This window comes from Geodermatophilus sp. SYSU D00814, from assembly GCF_054050055.1.
Genome location: NZ_JBJGYP010000022.1, coordinates 57,624 through 74,426, shown reverse-complemented (window position 1 = coordinate 74,426; position 16,803 = coordinate 57,624). Strand labels below are relative to the sequence as shown.

Here is a 16,803-nt window from a genome sequence, read left to right as displayed (position 1 = left end):
GGGCGCTGTGGTGTGGTGGGGGGGGGGCCGCGGGGGCGCGGGGCGCGCGGGGGGGCGGCCCCCCGGCCCCCCCCGCGACCCCTCACCGGCCCGGTGGCGGACCTGCGTCGTCCCCCGCCGCGAGCGGGCCGGCGCGGTCGTCGGCCGCCTCGGGCGCGGGTGCGAACAGCCGCTCCTCGTCCAGCGCCGAGGTCTGCACGACCAGGACGTCGCAGACGGCGTTGCGCACGACGCCGGCCGGCACCGACCCCAGCATCTGCCCCTCGCTGGCGCCCAGCCCGCGGTTGCCGACGACGATGAGGTTGGCCGGGTTGTTGCCGACGGTGTCGAGCAGGGCCTGCGCCGGGTCGCCGGCGACCAGCCGCTGCTCGATGAACCGGGCGCGCTCGCGGGTCAGGCCGGTGACCGACCTCCCCAGCGCCTCCCGGGCGGCGTCGGCGCCGTGGATGTCACGGTGCACCTTGCTGCCCGGGGCCGGGGCCGGGGCGGCATCCGGCGCGCCGTCGCGGTAGGCCGTGACGACGACCAGCCGCGCCTGGGCGGCCTGGGCCACCTCGGCGGCGCGGTCGACGGCGTACAGGCTGGTCGGCGTGCCGTCGGACCCGACCACGACCCGGTCGTAGACGGTGATGCTGCGCCTGCTGCCCAGCGGCACGATCGGGGACTCGTCGGCCTCGTCGGGCGGGTTGACCCACAGCATCGCCACCGCGCCGATGGCGAGCAGGATGCCGGCGAGCCGGATCGCGTTGGCCCCGCTGCCGCCGAGCAGGTTGGTGAAGATCCAGCCGAACGTCACCGTCTGGATGAGCATCGGCACGACGATCATCATGTTGAGGATCCCCATGTAGACCCCGGTGCGGTTGGCCGGGACCATGCTGGCGACCATCAGGTACGGGATGCCGACCGCGCTGGCCCAGAAGACGCCCAGCCCGATCATCGGGATCAGCGCGACGTACTGGTTGTCGATCTGCGCCAGCCAGATCAGCGACGCCGCGGCCAGACCGAGAGCCACCGCGTGCACCCGCTTGGCGCCGATCCGGCGGGCGAGACCCACCAGGAACAGCGCGGAGACCATGGTCACGAAGTTGTAGGCGGCGTTCTCCAGCCCGCTCCAGGCGATGGCGTCGTCCCAGGCGGGCCCGCCCTCCTCGGGCGTGGCACCGAAGACCGTCTCGCCGAGACTGACCGCCAGGAACTGCCAGTAGATGAACATGGCGTACCACTGGAAGAGGAACACCACGCCGATCTTGTGCATGGCCACCGGCATGACCCGGACGGCGTCGGCGATCTCGCGGACGGCGTGGTGCAGGCCCTTGGGCGCGGAACGGATCTCGGCGAGTTCCTCGTCGGAGGGGGTCAGTTCCTTCGTGCGAGCCATCGCGGTCAGGACCGTCAGCAGGATGCAGAACGTGCCGATGAGGAAGCAGACGTACATCCAGTAGGGCACGCCGTTCCCGGCGGTCTCCTGCAGCGCCGACACCTTCTGCAGGAGGAACAGCGACAGGTTCGCCAGCACCGCGCCGGCCCCGGTGAACATGCTCTGCGTCAGGAATCCCCGCGCCAGCTGCGACTTGGGCAGCCGGTCGGAGATCAGCGCCCGGTAGGGCTCCATCGAGGTGTTGTTGCCGGCGTCGAGGAGCCAGAAGCAGATCACGGCCAGCCACAGCACCCCGACGAACGGGAACGCGGCCAGGATGATCGCGCAGAGGATCGCGCCGCCGATCACGAACGGGCGACGGCGTCCCCAGCGGGGACTCCAGGTGCGGTCGCTGATCGCCCCGATCAGCGGTTGGATGACCAGCCCGGTCACCGGCCCGGCGAGGTTGAGGATCGGGAGCTGTTCGGGTGTCGCACCGATGAGCAGGAACAGCGGGTTCACCGCCGACTGCGTGAGTCCGAAACTGAACTGCACCCCGAAGAACCCGAGGTTCATCATCAGGATGGCGCCGCCCGACATCAGCGGTTTGCGCTCGACCTGCTCGGTACCCGCGGAAACGGACTCTGACATCGTGGCGGTCATGGCGACCCCTTCGGCCGACGCGATCCCGGTCAGATCAGCGCCGCGACGCTAAGCCCGCCGTGGAGAGGCCGCAACACGACTGCCGAATTTCGCGGAAATGCCTGTTCAGGCTCTCGCGGGCCACACCGGAGTCGATCACGGATCCGGTTGTGCAGGCAACGAAATGGCGATCCTGAATTCCTGTTCCGCCATTCCCGGCCGTTTCTCGACTCGACGGGACGGGCGCCGTGTAATACCGTTCCGCGGACACGTGCGGACAGCGCCGGTGCGTCGACACTCGAAGAGGAGACGACCGTGAGTGTGTGGAAGTCCATCGTGGTCGGCGTCGACGGGTCACCCGGGAGTCGCAAGGCGCTGACCTGGGCCGCCGCGGAGGCCGCCGACCACGGGGCGGACCTGGTCGTCGTCAACGTGTGGGAGCACACGCTGCTGCCACCGGCGGGCAGCGTCAGCGTCTCGGAGCACTACGTGCCCGACCCGAGCCAGCGCACCGCCGAGGACCTGGTGCAGGTCATCAAGGAGGAGCTCGGCGAGGACCCGCCGGTGCTGGTGCACCCGCACGTCAAGCAGGGCCGGCCGGCCAAGACGCTCATCGACCAGTCCGCGAACGCCGACCTGCTGGTGGTCGGCAAGCGCGGTCACGGCGGCTTCGCCGGGCTGGTGCTCGGGTCGGTCAGCCAGCACGTCGTGGCCTACGCCCGCTGTCCGGTGACCGTCGTCCACTGAGGGACGACGGGGGGTCAGGACGCGCCGGCCGCGGTCTCGCGCGCCTGCGGCGCGTCGGTCGCGGCCCAGCTCGCCAGCAGTCGCAGCGCGTCCTCCGACGCGGTGCCGGGTTCGGCGGTGTAGGCGGTCAGCTGCAGGTCCTCGGGGCCCTCGGTCGGCAGCGTCGTGGAGTGGTGGACCAGCTCCAGGGCGCCCACCGCGGGGTGCCGGAACGTCTTGGTCCCGGTGCGGTGGATGCGCACGTCGTGCGCCGCCCATCGGGTGCGGAACTCCTCGCTGAGGGTCGACAGCTCCCCGACGAGCTCGCGCAGGTCCCGGTCGTGCGGATCGCGCCCGGCCTCGGTGCGCAGGATGGCCGCGGTGGTGTTCGCCGCGTCCCAGTCCGGGTGGAACGCCCGGGCCCGGGGGTCCAGGAACTGGAGGCGGGCGATGTTCGCCGGCCGGCGGGGGTCGTCGAACACCTGCGAGTACAGCGCCCGCCCGAGGGTGTTGGCGGCCAGGACGTCCGTGTCCACGTCCCGACGGTAGGGCGGCCGCCCGCCGGAGGGAGGTCGAGCCTCTCCCCCCGACGAGCTCGACCTCTCACGCCGGGGGAGACGGGGTTCCGTGGTGGGCAGTCACCCGAGGACCCGAACACCGAGAGAGGGAGTCAACCGTGCGAGGAACGCTGCTGTACGCCCCCGGCGACGTCCGCGTCGAGGACCGCGAGATGCCACGGATCGAGCAGCCCACCGACGCCGTCATCCGGCTGGCCGCCGCCTGCGTGTGCGGCTCGGACCTGTGGCCCTACCGCGGCATCGAGCAGGTGGACGGTCCCTCACCGATGGGCCACGAGTACGTCGGCGTCGTCGAGGAGGTCGGCAGCGAGGTCACCACCGTCCGCCCCGGCCAGTTCGTCGTCGGCTCCTTCTTCGCCTCCGACAACACCTGCGAGATCTGCCGGGCCGGCTACCAGACCCACTGCGTCAACCGGCAGCCCGGCGCCGCCACAGGCGCGCAGTCGGAGTACGTCCGCGTCCCGCTGGCCGACGGCACGCTGGTCGCCACGCCCGGCACGCCGCCGGACGACCTGGTCCCCGGCCTGCTCGCCGCCTCCGACGTGCTGGGCACCGGCTGGTTCGCCGCCGTCGCCGCCGAGGTCGGGCCCGGCAAGACCGTCGCCGTGGTCGGCGACGGCGCCGTCGGCCTGCTCGGGATCCTCGCCGCCCGGCAGCTCGGCGCGGAGCGGGTCATCGCCTCCAGCCGGCACGCCGACCGGCAGGCGCTGGCCCGGGAGTTCGGCGCCACCGACGTCGTGACCGAGCGCGGCGCCGAGGGGGTCGCGGCGGTGCGGGAGCTCACCGGCGGGCTGGGCGCGCACTCGGTGATCGAGGCCGTCGGCACCCAGGAGTCGATGATGCAGGCCATCGGCGCCACCCGCGCCGGCGGCCACGTCGGCTACGTCGGCGTCACCCACGACGTCTCGCTGCCCGGTGAGGCGCTGTTCTCCTCCGGCGTGCACCTGCACGGCGGACCGGCTCCCGTCCGCCGCTTCCTGCCGGAGCTGATCGACCTCATCTGGAACCGGACCATCGACCCGGGGCGGGTCTTCGACCTGGAGCTGCCGCTGGAGCAGGCCGCCGAGGGCTACCGGGCGATGGACGAGCGCCGCGCCATCAAGGCCCTGCTCCGCCCCTGACCTCGCGAGCCGGGCGCGGGAGTTCCTCGGACCCTGGCGCCCCGGCGGCCGCCGCGGGACCCTTGCCCGTGGCCAGGGAGGCCACCGCGACGCCGTCCGGCGCCGGCCGGAACGCCGACGGCGGCCGCGCCGTTCTGCTGGGGGCACCACCGGTGGTCCCCCCGCCCCGTCGTCGAAGAGAGCCATGAGTCCCTATCACAGTCCCCAGGCCACGTCCCCCGACCGCGGTGAGGGGGTGCGTGGCCGGTGACGGAGGTGCTCTCGCTGCTCCTGGGCGTCCTGGTGGTCCTCGCGATCACCGCCGCCACGGGGTACTTCGTGGCCCAGGAGTTCGCCTACATGGCGGTCGACCGCTCGACCCTGGCCGCCCGCGCCGAGGCCGGCGACACGGCGGCCGCCCGGGCCCTGCGGGTCACCCGGCGGACGTCGTTCATGCTCTCGGGCGCCCAGCTGGGCATCACCGTCACCGGGCTGCTCGTCGGCTACGTCGCCGAGCCGCTCATCGGGGAGTCCCTCGGCGCGCTGCTCGGCGGCGTGGGGGTCCCGACGGCGGTCGGCGTGGGCGTCGGCGCGGTCCTGGCGCTGCTGTTCTCCACGCTGGTGCAGATGCTCTTCGGCGAGCTGTTCCCGAAGAACCTCGCGATCGCCCGGCCCGAGCCCGTGGCCCGGTGGCTGGCCGCCTCGACGACGGTGTACCTGCGGGTGTTCGGCTGGCTCGTCCAGGTGTTCGACCGCGCGTCGAACCTGCTGCTGCGGGTGCTGCGGATCGAGCCGGTGCACGACGTCGAGCACGCGGCCACCGCGCGCGACCTCGAGCACATCGTCGAGGAGTCCCGGGAGAGCGGCGACCTGCCGGCGGAGCTGTCGGTGATGGTCGACCGCATCCTCGACTTCCCCACCCGGGACGTCGAGCACGCCATGATCCCGCGGCCGCGGGTGGGCACCGTCGCCGCCACCGACACCCTGGGCCACCTTCGGGAGCTGATGGCCACCGGCCACTCCCGCTACCCGGTGCTGGAGGAGGGCACCGGCGACGTGCTCGGCGTGGTGCACCTGGCCGACCTGCTGACCACCACCGAGCCGGACTCCGCGCCGGTGACCGCGATCGCCCGCCCCTGCCTGGTGGTGCCGACCCTCGCGTCGCTGCCGGACGTGCTGCGGCTGCTCGGCGAGACGCGCAACCAGCTCGCCTGCGCCGTCGACGAGTACGGCGGCTTCGCCGGTGTCGTCACGCTGGAGGACCTCGCCGAGGAGCTGGTCGGGGAGATCACCGACGAGCACGACGCCGACGTCGACCCGGAGTACGTGCCGGTGGCCGGGGACGGCGTCTGGGAGATGGCCGGGGACGTGCACGTCGACGAGGTCGAGCGCGCGCTCGGCGTCGACCTGCCCCGCGGGCACTACGAGACGATCGCCGGGCTGGTCATCGCCGCGCACGGCGACCTGCCCGAGCCCGGCACCGCGCTCACCGTCGAGCTGCCGCCCGACCCCGCCGACCTCGTCCACGACGACCGGCCCGCGCCCCGGCACCTCGACGTCGAGGTGCTCGCCGTCGAGCGGCACGTGCCCTCCCGGGTGCGCCTGGAGCTGCCGGCCCGCGCCGACGACGTCCCCGCCCCCGCCGAGGAGACCTCGCGATGAGCGACAGCCCGTGGGTCGTCGTCCCCGCCACCGTGGGCATCGTCGCGCTGTCGGCGTTCTTCGTGGCCGTGGAGTTCGCCGCGCTGGCCGCCAAGCGGCACCGGCTGGAGGAGGCCGCCCCCACCAGCCGCTCGGCGCGGGCCGCGCTGCGCAACTCCTCGGAGCTGACGCTGCTGCTCGCCGGCTCCCAGCTGGGCATCACCGCGGCGACCCTCGCGCTCGGCGCGATCAGCAAGCCGGCGGTGCACCACTGGCTCACCCCGCTGTTCGAGACCTGGGGGCTGCCGGCGGTGGCCGCCGACGTCGCCGGCTTCGTCCTCGCGCTGCTGGTGGTGACCTTCCTCCACCTGGTGGTCGGGGAGATGGCGCCCAAGTCGTGGGCCATCGCCCACCCGGAACGCTCGGCCACCCTGCTCGCCGCGCCGATGCGCGCGTTCATGGCCCTGTTCCGCCCGCTGCTGCGGGCCCTCAACGCCGCGGCCAACGCGCTGGTCCGGCGGGTGGGCGTGCAGCCGGCCGACGAGCTCGCCGTCGGGCACAGCCCCGACGCGCTGCGCCACCTGGTGGAGCACTCGGCCAACGTCGGGGCCCTGGACGCGAGCTTCTCCGCGCAGATCTCCGGCGCGCTGGACCTCGAGCGGCTCACCGTCCGGGAGCTGCTGGGCCCGGCGTCCCGCCCGAGCGGGGTCCGGGCCGCGGCCACCGTCGGTGAGGTGCGGGCGGCCACCCGCGCCTCGGGGCACCTGCGCATCCTGCTCGGCGCGGTCCCGGGGGAGGGGATCACCGGGGTGGTGCACGTCCGCGACACCCTGACCGCACCCGACGACGCGCCCGCGGCGCCCCTCGCCCGGCCGGTGTTCTCCCTCGGCGCGGACACCACCGTCCACGCCGCGCTCCGGGCGATGCGCGAGACCCGCAACCACCTCGCGCTGGTCACCGACGGCGACGAGGTGGTCGGCGTCGTCACCCTGGCCGACGTGCTGCACCGGCTGTTCCCGCAGCAGGCGGCCACCGCCGGCTGACCGGCCGCGACGGCGGCGCGCCACGCCGACGGGCGGAACCCGATCCGCGGCCCCGGCCGTTCACGACGTGTCAGCGCCGGGAGCACGGGCCGCGGACACGCGCCCGCCGTCGGACGGACCACCACGGATCGGAGTCGCCATGCCCGTCGGCCAGGACGCCCTCGACGCCCTCGACGCCCCCGACGTCCTCGACGCGCGGGACGACCACGACGCCCTGGTCCGCGAGGCCGCCCTGGTGCACGCCCGGGCCCGGGCGGCCGAGCACCTCGTCCGCGAGGACCCGGCGGCCGCGGTGCGGGCGCTGCGCGGCCTGACCCGCTCCAGCGGTGCGGTCTACGACGCGCTGCGCGCCGGCGCGCTCCCGGAGCCGGCCGACACGGGTGCCCTCGCCGGCCCGGTGGCGCTGGCGGACCTGCTGGGCGGTTTCCGTGCCTCCGGGGGCGCGGTCCGGTTCACCGCGTCCGGCCCGGAGGGGCGGCTGTCCCCGGAGGGCGAGGCGGCGGTCCGGTCGCTGCTGGACGAGGTGCTGCGGTCCGCGGGCGCGGCGGCGTCGCCGTCGGTGTCGCCATCGGCGTCACTGTCGGTGTCGCTGACCTGGTCGCCGACGCACCTGGACCTGCTCGTGGTGCTCGCCCCCCCGCCCGGGCACGTTGCCGGGCCGGCCCCGGTGGCCGCCGGGGACCTGGCGCGCTGCCGGGAGCTGGTGCGCCGCGCCGGGGGCTCGCTGCGGGTGGAGACCCCGGAGTCGGGGGGCTCGCTGGTGGCCGCGGCCCTGCCGGTGCCCGTGCCGGCGGTCGCCGGGGCCTGACCGGCTCCGGCTCCCGACCCCGGGCGACTCCTGCGGTGTCCTGCCCGCTCCCGCGGCGGTGCGGCACCGCGGGTGCGCGGGGAACACCGCAGGAGCACCGTGCCGGACCCGACCGGGGCCGCACGGGGCGACGGGGCTAGCCGGGCGGCGGGGGACCCTCCGGGAGGTGCCGCCGCAGCTGCCGGCGGTCGGTGACCCCGAGCTGGACGAACACCTTCCGCAGGTGCCACTCCACCGTGCGGCGGCTCAGGTGGACCGCGGCGCCGATCTCGCGGTTGGTGAGCCCCGCGGCGGCGAGCCGGGCGATGCGCTCCTCCTGGTCGGTGAGCCGCCCCGGGCCCGTGGCCGAGCGCGCCCGCACCGACTCCCCGGTGGCCAGGAGCTCCTGCCGGGCGCGCTCGGCGAAGGCCCGGGCGCCCATCGCCGACAGCGCCTCGTGCGCCGCCCGCAGCTGCACCCGGGCATCGACGCGGCGGCCCTCCCGCCGCAGCCACTCACCGTGCAGCAGCCGCGTCCGGGCCAGCTCCAGCTGCACCGGGGTGCGGACGAGCCGGTCGACCGCCTCGCGGTACAGCGCGTCGGCGTCCTCGCCCCGGGACAGCAGGGCCTGCCGGCCGGCCGCCACCCCGAGCGCCCACTCGGTACCGCTGGCGCGGGCCGCCGCGGTCAGGGACTCCGACGCCGCGGCCGCCGCCCGGGGATCCCCGGCGCGCACGCCCGCCTCGACCAGCTCGGCCAGCGCCCACCGCGCCGGGCCGAGCCCACCGGGGGCCGCCGCCGCCTCGGCCGCACGGCGGGCGTCGTCGTAGCGGCCCAGGCCGTTGGCCAGCACGGCGCGGCCCCACCGCGCCGTGCTGACGGCGATGCCCTCACCGCGGGCGAGGGCGTCGGCCAGGCAGCTGCGCAGCACCGGCTCGGCCCGCTCGGGGTCCCCCCGGACGGCGAGCAGGGCCGCCTCCCCGGAGGACGTGCGGGCGCTCGCCGCTCCCTCGGTGACCGACCGGGCCTCCTCCACCAGGGACGCGGCGCCCGCGAGGTCCCCGGTGCACACCCGTGCCGTCGCCCGGGCGTCCAGCGCCGCCGGGAGCACCCCGAGGGCCCCGGCCTCCCGCGCCGCCGCCAGGTGCCGCCGGGTGAGGGCGTCCCAGCCGGCGGCGTCCCACAGCGACGCCGCCGTCACCACCGCCAGCCGGACCGGTCCGGCCGCGTCGTCCAGGGGCAGCTCGCCGGTGAGGAAGCCCCGCACGGCCCGCTGCAGGAGCGGTGCCGCCGCCGCGTCCCCGTCGGTGAACAGCACGGCGAGCCCCTCGAGCAGGGCGCCCTCCCGGCCCGCTCCGGGCGGGAGCGGCGTCCCGCGCACGGCCTCCGCGACCCGCCGCGCGGCCGGCCGCCCGCCGGACACCGCGGCGCAGAACGCGTCGAGGTGGGCGTCCCTGGCCACCTGCGGGTCGAGCGCCGCCCAGCGGTGGGCCACGGCCAGCAGCTGCGGCAGCGCCTCGTCGGTGCGGTCCGCCGCGAGGGGGACCCGCGCGCGCAGCAGCTCGGCGCGGGCCCGGTCCGCCTCGGTCAGGGGTTGCTCCTCCGCCGTCGCCACCAGCGCCGCGGCGTCGTCGAACGCCCCCGCGGCGACCTTCGCCCGGGCGGCCCGCAGGCAGCGACGGGCCCGCCGGGCGGGATCGGCGGTCAGCTGCGCGGCCTTCTCGAGGAAGGCGGCCGCCGCGGCGAGCCCGCCGCTGTCCAGTGCCCGGCCGGCGGAGCGCTCGAGCTGTACGGCGACGTCCTCGTCGGGCCCGGTGGCGGCCCGGGAGAGGTGCCACGCCCGCCGGTCGGGGTCGGCCTCGGGGTCGGTGGCCTCGCCGATCGCGCGGTGGACGGCCCGCCGCTGCACCGGTGCCGCCGACCGGTAGACCGCGGACCTGACCAGCGGGTGCCGGAACCGCACCCGGTGGTGCAGCGTCACCAGACCCGAGGTCTCCGCGGCTCCCGCGGCCCCGGGCCCGATGCCGAGCCGCTCGGCGGCGCGCCACAGCAGGGGGAGGTCCCCGGTCGGCTCGGCGGCCGCCGTCAGCAGCAGCCACCGGGCCGGCTCGGGCAGCGGCGCCACCTGGCGCAGGAACTCCGCCTCCAGGCGGCGGTCCAGGGGGCCGGTCACGGCCGTGGCGCCGCCGAACGCCAGCTCGGTCGGCGACAGGCCGCGCGAGAGCTCCAGCAGCGCCAGCGGGTTGCCGCGGCTCTCGACCAGGACGCGGTCCCGGACGCGCGGGTCGAGCCGGCCGGTCCCGGTGGAGTGCAGCAGCGCCGCGGCGTCGCCGTCGGCCAGCCCGCGCAGGCGCAGCGACGGCAGCCCCGAGAGCCGCGGCTCCTCGTCGGCGTCACGGACGGCGAGGACCACGGCGACCGGCCCGGTGGTCAGCCGGCGGCAGACGAACTCCAGCGTGCGGGCGGAGGGGCGGTCCATCTCCTGGACGTCGTCGACGAGGCAGACCAGCGGCCGCTCGGCCGCCACCGCGGCCAGCAGGGACAGCACCGCCAGTCCCAGCACGAACCGGTCGGGGACGCCGCCGGGCCGCAGCCCGAAGGCGGTGTGCAGCGCCTCCCGCTGGGGAGGCGGCAGGGCGTCCCCCCGGTCGAGCAGGGGACCGCACAGCTGGTGGAGGCCGGCGAAGGCCAGCTCCCGTTCCGACTCGACGCCGGCGGCTCGGCGGACCCGGCAGCCGGCCGCGCGCTCGGCGACGAACGCGAGCAGGGCGGTCTTGCCGATCCCGGCCTCGCCGCGGAGCACCAGGACCTGGCTGCGGCCGGCCTCCGCGGCGGCGACCAGCCCGCTCAGCCGGTCGCACTCGGCTCGCCGCCCCACGAGCCGGGGGGCCGTTCCGGACACGCGCATGCTCCACCGCCTGGGGTCGTCAGCAGGGCGCGCGGGCCCTCCCGGAGGGGCCGTCGGCGCCGGGGGAACGGGCACGCGCGGGACCGGACGTCGGTCGTCGCGACCGCTGGGCCGGGCGCGTGCCGGGGGGGTGCCACGGGTGCGCACCGGCCCGTGGGGGACCGACGTCCGGGGTGGTCGGGGCCACCGCGGATCCGCCGGTGTCGTGGTCCTCCGCCCTCCGGGACTCCGGGAGGGCGGGCAGGGGGAGCGCTCCGCCGCGGTCGACGTGTCGCGTCGCGGTGCGCTGCCGGGATCGCTGGGATCGGGGTCAGGGGGTGGGCGCTCGCCCACGGCGGTCACGCCGTGACCATGTCGACCTCCTGCCGCTGGGGGTGCACGAGCTCTCCAGTAAGCCGCCGCGGGGCGCAGCCAAGGGGGTTCCCCGACAGGTTCCGGCGGGGTCGCGGTGCGTGCGACGATCCCCGCGCCCGGCGAGCGAGGGGGTGGAGGATGGTCCGACGGCCGGGACGCGTGCGGCCGGACCGTCCGTGGCGGTGACGTCCGCGGCGCGGCTCACCCCGCTGCAGGAGCGGGACCTGGTGATCGCCGCCGAGGCCGGGGACCGCCGGGCGTGCGCCGACCTGGTCGAGGCGTTCCTCCCCGAGATCGCCGGCCTGGCCAACACCTACCGGCACACTCCCGGCATCGAGCGGCGGGAGCTGCTGCAGGAGGGCGTCGCCGGGCTGCTGTTCGCCGCCCGCCGCTTCGACCCGGCGCTGGAGACCCCCTTCTGGGCCTACGCGTCGTTCTGGGTGCGCAAGGCCATGCAGGAGCTCGTCGCCGAGCTCAGCCGCCCCGTCGCGCTGTCCGACCGCGCCGTGCGCGGCCTGGCCGCGGTGCGGACCGCCCGCGCCGACCACCTGCGCGAGCACGGCGTCGAGCCGACCCCCGACCAGCTCAGCGGGTCGACCGGACTGCGCCGACAGCAGGTCGAGCAGCTGCAGGCGGCCGAGCGCAGCCCCCGCAGCCTCGAGGAGCGCCTCGGCGGGGGCGACGCGCCCGGGGCCACCGTGGCCGACCAGCTCCCCGACCCCCGCGCCGAGCAGGCCTTCGACGTCGTCCTCGACGACATCGAGGTCCAGGAGGTGTACGCGCTCGCCGAGCGGCTCGACGAGCGCGAGCGGTACGTCATCCGCGCCCACTACGGCCTGGGCGAGCCCGCCCGGAGCCTGCGCGAGATCGGGACCAGCCTCGGCGTCACCGCGGAGCGGGCCCGGCAGATCGAGGCGGGCGGGCTGGGCAAGCTGCGGGCGTCCCTCACCCGGTCGGCTCCGGTCCGCTGAGAGCGGGCTTGCGACCGGGAGCCGGCGGCTTACTGGAGACGTCGTCACGGGGGACCGGGGAGGGGTGGTGGCCATGCGGCCGGCCGGATCGGCGTTGCGGCACGACGCGTTCGTCTACGACGACGAGGAGGAGTTCCTGGCGCTGTCGCTGCCGTTCCTCCGGGAGGGACTGGAGGCCGGGGAGGGCGCGGTCGTCGCCCACACCCGCCGCGGGCTGGCCGCGGTGCGCGACGCGCTGGGCCCGGACGCGGAGTCGGTGACCTTCGTCGACGTCGGCGGCGCGTACACGCGCCCGGTCAGGACGCTGGCCGCCTACCACGCCGTCTACGCCGACGAGCTGGGGAGGGTGCCCTCGCTGCGCGCGGTGGCCGACGTCCAGGTCGGCCCGGACCCGGGGGACCGGGCGGTGTGGACGGCCTACGAGGCGGCCTTCAACCGCTCCTTCGCGCACCTGCCGGCGTGGGTGCTGTGCACCTACGACACCGGCGCGGTGCCCGACGAGGTCCGCGAGGACGTGTGGCGGACGCACCCGCAGGTCGTCGCCGGGGGCACCTGGCAGGCCAGCGACCGGTTCGACGACGTCGACGCCCTGGTGCGCGCCCTCGCCGGTGCCCCCGACCCGCCGGCGCGGCTGCGGCCGGTGCCCGCCGGCCGCGACGCCGAGGAGTTCCGCGAGCACCTGGCCCGGGAGCTGGCCGCCGAGGGGGTGCCCCCCGCCCGCGCCCTCGACGCCCTCCTCGCCGCGACGGAGGTCCACGCCAACGCCGTGCGGCACGGGGGCGGGGTGCGCGCCGTGCGCGCCGGACGCGCAGGCGGCCGGTTCGTGTGCGAGGTCGTCGACGCAGGCCCGGGCTTCGACGACCCGCTGGCGGGCTACCTGGCGCCCCGGCCGGGGGTCGGCACCGGCCTGTGGGTCGCCCGCCAGCTCACCTGGCAGATCGACTTCGCCCGGGCGGCCGACGGCTTCACCGCCCGGATCGTGCTCTGAGGGCGGCGCCCTCCACCGGGTCCGGTGCACGGGCCCCGCCCCCGGGTGCGCGGGCCCGGGGTCGACACCGGCGCGACGGCCGCCGCGTCCCGGGACGCTCCCCGCCATGACAGACCGCAGCCCCTCCACCTGGTTCATCACCGGCGCCTCCTCCGGGATCGGGCTGGCGCTCGCCCGGGCCGCAGCCGGCCGCGGCGACCGGGTCGCCGCCCTGGCGCGCGACGTGTCGGCGCTCGCCCCGCTCGCCGACCAGCACGGGGACCGGGTCCTCGCCCTCGCCGCCGACGTCCGCCGGCCGGCCGAGGTCGACGACGCCGTCACCCGCGCCGTGGCGTCCTTCGGCCGCCTCGACGTGGTGGCCAACAACGCCGGCTACGGGCTGTTCGGCGCGGTGGAGGAGTCGACCGACGAGCAGGCGCGCGCCGTCTTCGACACCAACGTGTTCGGCGTGCTGCACGTGCTGCGGGCGGCCCTGCCGGTGCTGCGCGCCCAGCGCGGCGGGCACGTGCTGCAGGGCTCGTCCTACTACGGGCGGGTGGCGCACGCCGGCGTCGGGCTGCTGGCCGCCACCAAGTACGCGGTGGAGGGGCTGACCGAGGCCCTCGTCGGGGAGGTCGAGCCGCTGGGGATCCGGGTGACCCTGGTCGAACCCGGCCCGACCGCGACGGCGTTCGGCGCCAAGCTGGAGGTCGCGGGGACCATCGGTGACTACGACCCGACGGTCCGCGAGGTGCAGCGGGCGATCGCCGCGCTGCCGCCGGAGGCCTTCAACGGGGCCGACCGGGTCGCCGCGGCCATCCTGACCGCCGTCGACGCCGACCGCCCCCCGCGCCGGCTGGTGACCGGCAGCTACGCGGTGCAGGAGATCCGCGCCGCGCTGCGCGGCCAGCTCGACGAGCTCGACGCCTGGGCGGGCACCGCCGCCGCCGTCGACGGCGCCGCCGCGGCGTGACGCCCGAGCGGCGGGCGTGACGGACGCACCGGAGGGCGGCGGGCCGGGAGGCCCGCCGCCCTCCGTCATGGGGTCGGCGCGTCACGCGGTCAGCGCAGTGACCGGAACCCCGCGCGCATCTCCTCGGCGAAGACCTGCGGCTGCTCCCAGGCCGGGAAGTGCCCGCCGGCCGCGGCCCGGTGGAAGTAGACCAGGGTCGGGAAGGCGCGGCGGGCCCACGTCTCCGGCGCCCGGAACAGGTCGTCGTCGGGGCAGACCGTGACGGCCACCGGGATGCCGATCGTGTCGGTCCGCTGCCCGGCCGCGCTGATCAGGCTCTGCGCGCGGTTCTCCCAGTAGAGCCGTGCCCCGGAGACCACCGTGTTGGTCAGCCAGTGCAGGGAGAAGTTGTCCAGCACCTCGTCGACGGTCGGGGTCTGGGCGGGGTCCTCGCCGTAGCTCCAGTGGCCGAACCCGCCGTGCACGAGCATCCAGCCGGCGAGGCCGGCGGGGGAGTCGGTCAGGCCGTAGCCGACGGCCTGGGGCCGCGCGGTCATCATCTGGTAGTAGCCCCAGCCGCCGCCGGCGAGGAACGAGCGCACGTCGTCGAACGCCGCCCGCTCCTCCTCCGACAGGCCGTCCGGTGCCGGCCCGCCGCTGGAGATCGCCGCGGCCGCGTCGGGCGGGAACACCGCCGGCAGGTTGGTGTGGATCGCCGCCAGCCCCTCGGGCGCCTGTCGCGCCATCGCCTCGACGACGCCGGCGCCCCAGTCGCCGCCCTGCGCGACGTAGCGGTCGTAGCCCAGCCGCCGCATCAGCACCCCGCACAGGTGCCCGATGCGCTCCACGTCCCAGCCGGTCTCGGTGGGGCGCGAGGAGAAGCCGTAGCCCGGCAGGGACGGGATGACGACGTCGAAGGCGTCCTCCGGCCGTCCGCCGTGGGCCGTCGGGTCGGTGAGCGGCCCGAGCACCTTGATCTGCTCGAACACCGAGCCCGGCCACCCGTGCACGATGACCAGCGGCAGCGCGTTCTCGTGCCGCGATCGCACGTGGAAGAAGTGGACGTCGACCCAGTCGATGGTCGTGGTGAACTGCGGCCAGGCGTTCAGCAGCGCCTCGCCGCGGCGCCAGTCGTAGTCGCTGGCCCAGTACCGGACCAGCCGTTGCATCTCCGCCAGGGGCGCGCCCTGCGAGCGGTCGTCGACGGTCTCGGCGTCCGGCCAGCGCGTCGCGGCGAGCCGCCGGCGCAGGTCGTCGACGTCGGCCTGCGGCACGTCGGCCCGGAACGGGCGGACGGCGTCGTCGGTGGCCGCGGTCTGGGGCCGGGTCGTGGTGGCGGTCACGGGGGTCTCCCTCCCTGAGGACGTCGGGCGGGAGAAGCGTCGTGACCCCGGGCGGTCCGCCGCCCCGGTACAGGCGACTGGTCCGCCGACCGGCCCGGGCCCCGGCCCGTGCCAGGGAGGCCCGGGGCACCCCTGAGGGGGCAGGCCCGGGGTGGCGGTTCCCGGGACGTCGCCGGCCGCTGGGAGACTCGTCGTCGACGTGCACGACGAGAGGGACGGGTCCGACATGCCGAGAGCACTGCTGCTGGAGAACATCGACCCGGTGGCGGTGGAGCTGCTGTCGTCGGCCGGCTACGAGGTGGAGGCGCTGCGCGGGGCGCTCGACGAGGCGGACCTGGCCGCCGCGCTCGACGGCGTGGACCTGCTGGGGATCCGGTCCAAGACGCAGGTGACCGCGAAGGTGCTCGAGAGCCGCCCGGGGCTGGCGGCGGTGGGCGCCTTCTGCATCGGCACCAACCAGATCGACCTCCCCGCGGCGGCCGCGGCCGGTGTGGCGGTGTTCAACGCGCCGTACTCCAACACCCGCAGCGTCGTCGAGCTGGCCATCGCGGAGATCATCAGCCTGGCGCGGCGGCTGACCGACCGGGACCGCGCGCTGCACGACGGGATCTGGGACAAGTCGGCGGCCGGCAGCCACGAGATCCGCGGGCGGACGCTGGGGATCGTCGGCTACGGCAACATCGGCAGCCAGCTGTCGGTGCTGGCCGAGGCGCTGGGCATGCGGGTGCTGTTCTACGACCTCGAGGACAAGCTGGCGCTGGGCAACGCCGAGGCGTGCGGCAGCCTCGAGGAGCTGCTCGAGCGGGCGGAGACCGTCACGCTGCACGTCGACGGCCGGGCCGGAAACGCCGGGATGTTCGGCGCCGAGCAGTTCGCCCGGATGCGCCGGCGCAGCCTGTTCCTCAACCTCTCGCGCGGCTTCGTGGTCGACCACGAAGCGCTGCGCGAGCACGTCTTGAGCGGGCACATCGCCGGCGCCGCCGTCGACGTGTTCCCCGACGAGCCCCGCGAGCAGGGCGACGCGTTCGACTCGGTGCTGCGCGGGCTGCCCAACGTCATCCTCACCCCGCACGTGGGCGGGTCGACGCAGGAGGCGCAGTACGACATCGGGCGGTTCGTCGCCGGCAAGCTCGCCGACTACGCGCGCACCGGGACGACGACGCTGAGCGTCAACCTGCCCGCGGTCGCCCTGCACGGGTCCTCGGCGGCCCGGTTCGCGCTGCTGCACCGCAACGTGCCCGGCGTGCTCGCCGGTGTCGACGCCCTGGTCGGCGAGCACGGGCTCAACGTCGACGGGCAGGTGCTGGCCACCCGCGGCGAGCTCGGCTACGTGGTCACCGACGTCAACGGCGAGCTGACCGGGCCCCTGCTGGCCGCGCTGCGGGCGCTGCCGGAGACCGTCCGGCTGTCGACGTTCCCGCCGCAGGGCTGAGC

The 16,803-nt window shown here is 76.2% G+C and carries 13 protein-coding genes; 9 read left to right on the top strand and 4 right to left on the bottom strand.

From position 1 onward, the window contains the following. Positions 1–82: 82 nt before the first annotated feature. On the bottom strand, positions 83–2,008 hold the full coding sequence (locus ACI780_RS17620) for an MFS transporter (protein WP_457004569.1): 1,926 nt from the start codon (positions 2,006–2,008) through the stop codon (positions 83–85). Positions 2,009–2,314: 306 nt separating this feature from the next. Between ACI780_RS17620 and ACI780_RS17615 the strand changes: the two genes are divergently transcribed. Then, positions 2,315–2,746: a universal stress protein gene (locus ACI780_RS17615; protein ID WP_456871804.1), complete on the top strand. Its 432-nt coding sequence runs from the start codon at positions 2,315–2,317 to the stop codon at positions 2,744–2,746. Between the two features lie 14 nt (positions 2,747–2,760). Here ACI780_RS17615 and ACI780_RS17610 read toward each other — a convergent pair whose 3' ends face one another. Continuing rightward, the gene (locus ACI780_RS17610; RefSeq protein ID WP_457004566.1) at positions 2,761–3,261 is read right to left on the bottom strand and encodes an MmyB family transcriptional regulator; all 501 of its coding nucleotides are present in this window, start codon (positions 3,259–3,261) and stop codon (positions 2,761–2,763) included. A 140-nt stretch (positions 3,262–3,401) separates the two neighbouring features. On the opposite strand from ACI780_RS17610, the gene ACI780_RS17605 reads away from it, so the two are divergent. The 4 genes from ACI780_RS17605 to ACI780_RS17590 all read left to right on the top strand — a co-directional run bounded on the left by ACI780_RS17605 (position 3,402) and on the right by ACI780_RS17590 (position 7,895). Continuing rightward, the gene (locus ACI780_RS17605) at positions 3,402–4,424 is read left to right on the top strand and encodes a zinc-dependent alcohol dehydrogenase family protein (RefSeq protein WP_457004564.1); all 1,023 of its coding nucleotides are present in this window, start codon (positions 3,402–3,404) and stop codon (positions 4,422–4,424) included. Positions 4,425–4,670: 246 nt separating this feature from the next. Next, positions 4,671–6,065 (top strand): hemolysin family protein, encoded by a 1,395-nt coding sequence (locus ACI780_RS17600; protein ID WP_457004562.1) that lies wholly within the window; start codon positions 4,671–4,673, stop codon positions 6,063–6,065. Next, positions 6,062–7,087: a hemolysin family protein gene (locus tag ACI780_RS17595; RefSeq protein ID WP_457004560.1), complete on the top strand. Its 1,026-nt coding sequence runs from the start codon at positions 6,062–6,064 to the stop codon at positions 7,085–7,087. The genes ACI780_RS17600 and ACI780_RS17595 overlap by 4 nt, the downstream gene beginning before the upstream one ends. Positions 7,088–7,226: 139 nt before the next feature. After that, positions 7,227–7,895, top strand: coding sequence for a hypothetical protein (locus ACI780_RS17590; protein WP_457004558.1), 669 nt, complete (start codon positions 7,227–7,229; stop codon positions 7,893–7,895). A gap of 136 nt (positions 7,896–8,031) precedes the next feature. On the opposite strand, the gene ACI780_RS17585 is transcribed toward ACI780_RS17590, so the two are convergent. Further along, positions 8,032–10,776 (bottom strand): ATP-binding protein, encoded by a 2,745-nt coding sequence (locus ACI780_RS17585; RefSeq protein WP_457004556.1) that lies wholly within the window; start codon positions 10,774–10,776, stop codon positions 8,032–8,034. 542 nt (positions 10,777–11,318) lie between these two features. Here ACI780_RS17585 and ACI780_RS17580 point away from each other — a divergent pair. From ACI780_RS17580 to ACI780_RS17570, 3 genes are all read left to right on the top strand, one after another. Continuing rightward, on the top strand, positions 11,319–12,107 hold the full coding sequence (locus ACI780_RS17580; protein WP_456871796.1) for a sigma-70 family RNA polymerase sigma factor: 789 nt from the start codon (positions 11,319–11,321) through the stop codon (positions 12,105–12,107). 73 nt (positions 12,108–12,180) lie between these two features. Continuing rightward, on the top strand, positions 12,181–13,095 hold the full coding sequence (locus ACI780_RS17575) for an anti-sigma factor RsbA family regulatory protein (protein ID WP_457004571.1): 915 nt from the start codon (positions 12,181–12,183) through the stop codon (positions 13,093–13,095). Positions 13,096–13,201: 106 nt separating this feature from the next. Then, positions 13,202–14,047: an SDR family NAD(P)-dependent oxidoreductase gene (locus ACI780_RS17570; protein ID WP_457004554.1), complete on the top strand. Its 846-nt coding sequence runs from the start codon at positions 13,202–13,204 to the stop codon at positions 14,045–14,047. Positions 14,048–14,136: 89 nt separating this feature from the next. Here ACI780_RS17570 and ACI780_RS17565 read toward each other — a convergent pair whose 3' ends face one another. Continuing rightward, positions 14,137–15,369, bottom strand: a complete 1,233-nt coding sequence (locus ACI780_RS17565; protein WP_457004552.1) for an epoxide hydrolase family protein — start codon at positions 15,367–15,369, stop codon at positions 14,137–14,139. 226 nt (positions 15,370–15,595) lie between these two features. On the opposite strand from ACI780_RS17565, the gene serA reads away from it, so the two are divergent. Then, positions 15,596–16,801, top strand: a complete 1,206-nt coding sequence (gene serA, locus ACI780_RS17560) for a phosphoglycerate dehydrogenase (RefSeq protein WP_457004550.1) — start codon at positions 15,596–15,598, stop codon at positions 16,799–16,801. Positions 16,802–16,803 lie beyond the last annotated feature (2 nt).